The following is a 6,000-nucleotide window of genomic DNA, read 5'->3' on the forward strand; positions in this document are numbered from 1 at the left end:
CGCCGACCCACGCGGTCGGGTGTGTCGCACGCTGCAGACTCCCGCCGTAAAGCAGGGAGAGGCACAGATTGCAGTGGCCGCTGTGACGCTCGCCGCGGTTTTGAAGGCACGCGCACGAGCCAGGGCACACCCCAGGCACAAGGTCTGAGCGTACCTAGCGTCCGGACTCCGGTCAAAACAAGCCCAAGCCACAGCGGATTTCGCAGCACCGAGCACTCTCTCACTCACGGAAAGTGACGGCCGCGACGGGCGAAATCAAGCCGTTCCAGCCATGCGAGCCCTCGCCACAAGGCCTTTCAGTACCTTGATCACACCAACTTGTGCAGGGGGGCACATGACGGCGACGCAGCCATTCGGTGAAGACGGGCTCGACGACCGGGTGCCCTTCCTGGCAAGGCTGGAACGCAGCGACCGCGCCGCCCTCCTGTCCCTGGGCAAGGCCCTGGAATTCCCGCCGAGGTCACCGCTGGTGCGCCAGCACGAGCCGTCGTCGCACGTCCTGCTGATCCTGGACGGCTGGACCAAGGTGACGGCCGCCGCGAGCAACGGATACGAGGCGCTGCTTGCCCTGCGCGGCCCCGGGGACATCGTCGGGGAGTCCGCCGCCCTGACCGGCCGCCCGCGCTCGGCGACCGTGACCGCGCTGGAGCCCGTGCGGGCCGTCGCGCTGGAGCACGAGCGCTTCAAGGACTTCCTCGGCGACTTCCCCCAGGTGTCGTTCCGGCTGCTCGGACTGACCGCGGACCGCACACGGGCCGCCGACCACCGGCGCCTGGAGTTCGCCTCGATGAGCGTACGAGAGCGCTTCGCGGCGCTGCTGCTCGATCTCGCGCGCACGCACGGGCGACGCACGGACCAGGGCATCGAGCTGGCGATTCCCCTGAGCAAACAGGAACTGGCCGGATCGGTGGGGGCCTCGCGGGAGATGGTGCAAAGGCTCCTGAAGGAGTTACGGGAACGCCGCGCCGTCGCGACCGGGCGGCGCGCCCTGGTGATCCTGCAACCGGACATCCTGCGTCAGATCGTGGGCCGAAGATGAGGTGGGACCGATCGAAAACTGAGCGCTATCGGTAAGCGTTCGGGCACAGGTCGTAACTCTGTGTACACGGTCACACTTCGAGTGCGCCATCTGCCCTCCCTGCGCCCGCGCCCCGTACAGGACGCTGCTCGCCATGACCACAGAGCCCCTGAGCCGGACGATTCTGCTGCTCGACATCGAGCGCTTCAGCGACCGCGACGATGTCGAACAGGCCTATCTGCGCCGCATGTTGTACTCGATCGCCGACCGGACGCTGGAGGCCGCGGGGGTCGATGAGACCGTACGGCTGCGCGCCGACCGCGGCGACTCCGTGATGGAGCTCATCGAGGCGGGCGTCTCCGTGCGTGAGCTGCTGCGAACGTTGCTGCGCGAGGTCCCGGACCAGTTGCGGGCGGTCAACCGGATGGCGTCCAGCTCGGCGCAGATGCGGTTACGCGTGGTGCTGGCCACCGGCTGGGTCGCGGTGGACGAGCTCGAGGGCTGGGTCGGCGCCGACCTCAACCACGCCTGCCGGCTCCTTGACGCCGCTGTGCTCCGGGACGCGCTCAAGGAGCGGGCCGACGACTTCGCGCTCTGCGTCTCGGAGTCCGTGTACGCGGGGATCGTGCGGCACAACCACCCGGGCATCGCGGCCGAGGAGTTCACGCAGGTCACGATGGACAGCAAGAACGGGCCGCTGGCCGCATGGCTGTACGGGCCGGCGCCCTCGGGCTCGGGCGAGACGGACTCCGTGGCGGCGGAGCGGGACTCCGAGCCGGGACAGGCCGACGCCCGGGCCACCGCACGGGAGGCTGACGGCCCAGGGACCGCGAAGGACGCCGACACCCGAGCGGGCGCGCAGACCGACGCGAGCGCACCCGCCGCCGGCAGCCGCTTCGACGGCGGCCGGATCCGGGGCGACAACAACGGTGTGTCCGCGGGCCAGATCGTCGGGAACATCTCGTTCGGCGGGCGGGGTGAGCGATGAGCACCGAGGCGCCCGAGGCCGCGCCCCCGCAGCCGGCCGGTGACTCCGAGGGCGGTGAGAGGCCCGAGTCCGCCGCCGGCGCCGAGGAGACCGCCGAGGCCGGTGACGAGCAGGTACAGGACGCCTGGGCCGCCCGGCGCGATCTGGCGGACCACACACCGAGGAGCATGCGGTTCGGTGCCCGGACCCGGTTCGACGGCGGACAGGTCGACGGCGACAACCACGGGATCACCGCGGGCCAGATCGTCGGCGACGTCACGATCGGCGGGAAGACCGAGGTCCACTACCAGTTCGGCACCAGCACGCACTCCGCCGGCGAGGTGCCCGAGGCCACCCTGGAGCGGCTCGCCTCGCACTTCGTCGCAGACCGGCCGGCGTTCGAGGCGCTGGCCGAAAGCCTGCGGACGAAGCGGGTCCTGGTGCTGTCCGGGGCGCATTTCTCGGGGCGCCGCACAGCGGCCCTGATGCTCCTGCACCAACTGGGCGTCTCCCCCGTACGCGCCCTCGACCGCTCCGTGCACCCCAGTGAGCTGGCCCGGCAGCTGGGCGCCGGCGGTCACCTCGTATGCGATCTGATCACCGGCCAGGACCGCCCCCTGCGCGAGGCGGATCTGCTGGCCGCCCGGGACAAGCTGGCCGAGCAGGATGCGGCGTACCTGGTGATCACGGTGGACCCCCGGGCCGCCCTGGAGGACATCGAGGTCGTCGAGTGGCAGCCACCTTCGCCCGCCCACGTACTGGAAGCGCATCTGCGCACGCTCGTCCCCGCCGATGACGTACCGGCGCTCCTTGCGCTGCCCGCGGTGAAGGAGTTCCTCGGCCGGGGGCATCAGCTGCGCGAGGCCGCCGCCTACGCCCGGGAGCTGGCCCGGTACGCGACCGGACAGGCGCAGGGCCGGGACATCGAACGGTTCTCGCTCGCCGCCCTGGAGAGCCAGGTCCAGGAGTGGTTCGAGCAGGCCGAAGCGTCGCTGCATCTGCGCGACAAGTCCTTCCTGGTCGCCCTTGCCGCCTTCGACGGTGGTCCGTACGCACTGACCGCGGAGCTCAGCGATCTGCTGTACGGCTTCCTGCAGAAGACCGAGAACCCCCATCTGCCGCCCACCGTCCCGGTGTTCGGCACCCACATCGGCAAACGTCTGCAGCTCGCCAGGGCCGAGCGCTACCGCGAGGACGAGCACACGGAGTGGGGTCCCGTGCCCCAGTGGATGGCCGCGTTCCAGGACGAGCGCGCCCCTCTCGTGCTCCTGCGCGAGGTCTGGACCGGCCACCCCTCCGCCCGGCCCGCTCTCGTCGCCTGGCTGCGCAGGCTCGCGACCGACGGACGTCCTTTCGTACGGACCCGGGCGGCCGCGACGGTCGCGGTGCTCGCGTACACCGATCTGCCGTCCGCCATGGCGCTGGTCATCGGGCCCTGGGCGGCCAGCAACCGTTTCCTGCCCCGGCAGAGTGCCGCCTTCTCGCTGACCCTCGCGCACGATCTGGGCACGCCGCATGTGCCCCGGATCATCGACTCCTGGTGCACCGGTGACGACTGGAGGCTGAGCTGGGTCGCCATCCGCGCCCACGGTCTGATCGGCCCCGAACGGCCGGCGCAGGCGCTCGCCGCCCTGCGTGCGGCCGCGCGCCGGCAGGCCGGGTACGAGGAGCCGCACGAGATCCTGCTGGAGGAACTCGCCGCCTCCGTACAGCTGCTGATCCTCTCGACCGGCGGTCACACCGCGCTGGCGGAGCTCGTCCGCACCCTGCGCGACGACCGGGCGGTCTTCGACCTGGCCGTGAACGGGTTCCTCGGCGCCTGTCTGCACACCGGGAACGACGAGCCGTACGGCCGCCCCCTGGTGCTCGACCTGTTCGCACGCGCCCGCCAGGAGCAGGACGCGGCGGCGGCGCACATCGCCGAACTGTGGCGTGCGGCGCTCGGCGACCTGGGCCACACCGAGCCGGCCCTCGAGGTCCTACGGAACTGGGTGCTCACCGCGGACCGGGACCAGGCGACCGAGTGGGCGCTCGCGGCCCTGCTGCCGGCCCTGGTCACCACCGCGCCCGAACTCGCCCGTCTCGACCACCTGTTGCGCACGATGCCCGGCGAGGACGGGGCGCCTCCGCCGCCGGCCGCGGGCCGGCTCCTGACCGTACTGCCGCGGGCCTGATCGACGGTACGTCCCGCGCCCCGCCCGCCCCCTCTCTCCCTCTCCCTCTCTCCCTCTCTCCCTCACCCCATCCGCTCGTGCCCTGCGAGGAGACCCGAAGCCATGGCCCCAACCACCGACTGGGAGCAGCCGGCCGACCGGCACAGCGAACTGGTCGACCCCGTGATCACCGTGCGGCAGCTGTCCCGGTTCGAGTTCGCCCGAAAGAACCTCACCCGGATCGACCACGCCCTGGTCTTCTCGACACCCAAGGGCTCGTACGACACCTATCTGCCGCCGGTGCGGCCGACCCGCGCGGAGGCGGCGGCCAAGCGCTACACCTCGGTGTACGAGGTGGACATGGGCGTGCACCCCGTCAGCGCGGAGCTCCAACTGCCCAGTGACAACGACGCGTTCCAGTTCGCGGTGGTGGTCGACCTCTCCTGGCAGGTCGCCGAGCCCGGACAGTTCGTGGCCGGCGGTCACCGCAACGTCCCCCGGCTCGTCCTCGGCAAGCTGGAGCAGGCGGCCCGGCCGGTCGCCCGCCGCTTCCCCATCGCCGACAGCGCGGCCGCCGAGGCCGAGATCCTCCGCGCGGTGGCTGCCGTCGGACCGCTCGGCGCCTCCGCCGGGCTCACGGTGACCTGGACCATCCGGCTCCGCCGCGACCAGGAGAACATCGACCACCAGCTGCGCCTCCAGGCCATCGACCACAACGCGGCCGAGCAGATCCTGGCGCAGCGGCGCGGCATGGAGTACGACGTCGAGCTGGACCGGCGGCAGCGGCAGCAGGACGCCCTGACGGTGGGCCGGGCCATGGACTACGGCCGGCAGCAGCAGGAGCTCACGCTCCAGCAACAGCAGTGGCAGCACGAACAGGCCCTGCTGCGGGCCCGCCAACAGGTGGAACTGCAGCAGATCGAGGCGCAGAAGATCGCCTTCTACCAGTACCACCTCGAGCAGGGCGGCGTGCACACCTGGGCGCTGCATCTGGCGCAGCACCCCGAGGACTCGGCGCTGGTGATGAACAGCATGCGGGAGGACCAACTCCGCCTGATCCAGGCCCAGATGGACCTGGTCGGCCAGCTGCTCGGTGCGAACGGTGCGGAGAGCTACGAGCTCGAAGGCCCCAAGCAGCTGGCGTTGCGCGCCGTGAGCGACATCCTGAACCAGCGGCTGCCCGGCGTGGCCCAGAGCGGGCCGGGGGCCGGCGGCTCCTTGCCTGCGTATCCCGGGCAGCCAGGGGTTGGGGCAGGGCAGCCGGGTGCTGGAGTGGGGCAGCCGGGCGCGGGTGCGGGTGCGGGGCCGGTGCAGCCCGCTCCGGGCCCTTCCGTAGCGGCGGATCCCGCTGCACAGGCCCTGGGCTTCCCCGCACAGAACGCGGCCGCCGGGCCGCCGGCTGACGCAGTCCCGGGCGCCCCCTTCGGCGCGGAGCGGTCCCCTGCCGCTGCGCCGGGCGTCACCCCCGACGGACAGCCCGCCGCATCCCCCGTATCTGCGCAGCAGATCCCGCCGCAGGCCTCCTCCCCCGGGCAGCATCCGCACCCGCCCGCTCCAGGCAACCCCTATCCGCCGCAACCGCCCACCGCGGCCGGTGGATTCGCGGGCTGGCAGCCCCCTGCCGGGTACGGAAACGTCCCGGTCATGCCGCAGCCGGCCGCACCGGCGCCCTCGGCGCCGGGCCCCGCTGCGGAAGCGGTACATGGCCAGGCGCCGGCGAGTGAAGTCCCGCCGCCGACGGACGAAGCCCCGGGCGCGGAGAACGGTGGCGCGCAGTGACCACCGTCGGCCCGCAGACGGATCCGGTACCGCCGGGCGACCCAGCCACCCGCACCGGCCCCAGCGGTCCACCCGACCCGACC

4 protein-coding genes are annotated in these 6,000 nt (G+C 72.2%); all 4 read left to right on the forward strand.

Annotated elements, in window-relative coordinates; translation table 11 throughout:
• The first annotated feature begins 334 nt into the window (after positions 1-334).
• The 4 genes from ABT367_RS29565 (at position 335) to ABT367_RS29580 (ending at position 5,917) form a co-directional block, all read left to right on the forward strand.
• Positions 335-1,039 carry a Crp/Fnr family transcriptional regulator gene (locus ABT367_RS29565; RefSeq protein ID WP_352256323.1) on the forward strand — a complete coding sequence of 235 codons (705 nt, stop codon included), beginning with the start codon at positions 335-337 and terminating at the stop codon, positions 1,037-1,039.
• A gap of 133 nt (positions 1,040-1,172) precedes the next feature.
• Complete coding sequence (locus ABT367_RS29570; RefSeq protein ID WP_352256324.1) at positions 1,173-2,006, forward strand: hypothetical protein; 834 nt, start codon at positions 1,173-1,175, stop codon at positions 2,004-2,006.
• Entirely contained in the window at positions 2,003-4,159 is a 2,157-nt protein-coding gene (locus ABT367_RS29575) for a hypothetical protein (protein ID WP_352256325.1), read from the forward strand. Before ABT367_RS29570 ends, ABT367_RS29575 begins: the two co-directional genes overlap by 4 nt.
• Positions 4,160-4,261: 102 nt before the next feature.
• Complete coding sequence (locus ABT367_RS29580) at positions 4,262-5,917, forward strand: hypothetical protein (RefSeq protein WP_352256326.1); 1,656 nt, start codon at positions 4,262-4,264, stop codon at positions 5,915-5,917.
• Positions 5,918-6,000: the final 83 nt, after the last annotated feature.

Origin of the sequence: Streptomyces mesophilus (assembly GCF_040300965.1) — a bacterium.
In the GTDB taxonomy this organism is placed as follows: domain Bacteria; phylum Actinomycetota; class Actinomycetes; order Streptomycetales; family Streptomycetaceae; genus Streptomyces; species Streptomyces mesophilus_A.

What these genes read in the sequence shown, in the direction of transcription:
- ABT367_RS29570 (WP_352256324.1), top strand. Translation starts at nt 1,173, where the DNA reads ATGACCACAGAGCCCCTGAGCCGGACGATTCTGCTGCTCGACATCGAG.
- ABT367_RS29580 (WP_352256326.1), top strand. Translation starts at nt 4,262, where the DNA reads ATGGCCCCAACCACCGACTGGGAGCAGCCGGCCGACCGGCACAGCGAA.
- ABT367_RS29575 (WP_352256325.1), top strand. Translation starts at nt 2,003, where the DNA reads ATGAGCACCGAGGCGCCCGAGGCCGCGCCCCCGCAGCCGGCCGGTGAC.
- ABT367_RS29565 (WP_352256323.1), top strand. Translation starts at nt 335, where the DNA reads ATGACGGCGACGCAGCCATTCGGTGAAGACGGGCTCGACGACCGGGTG.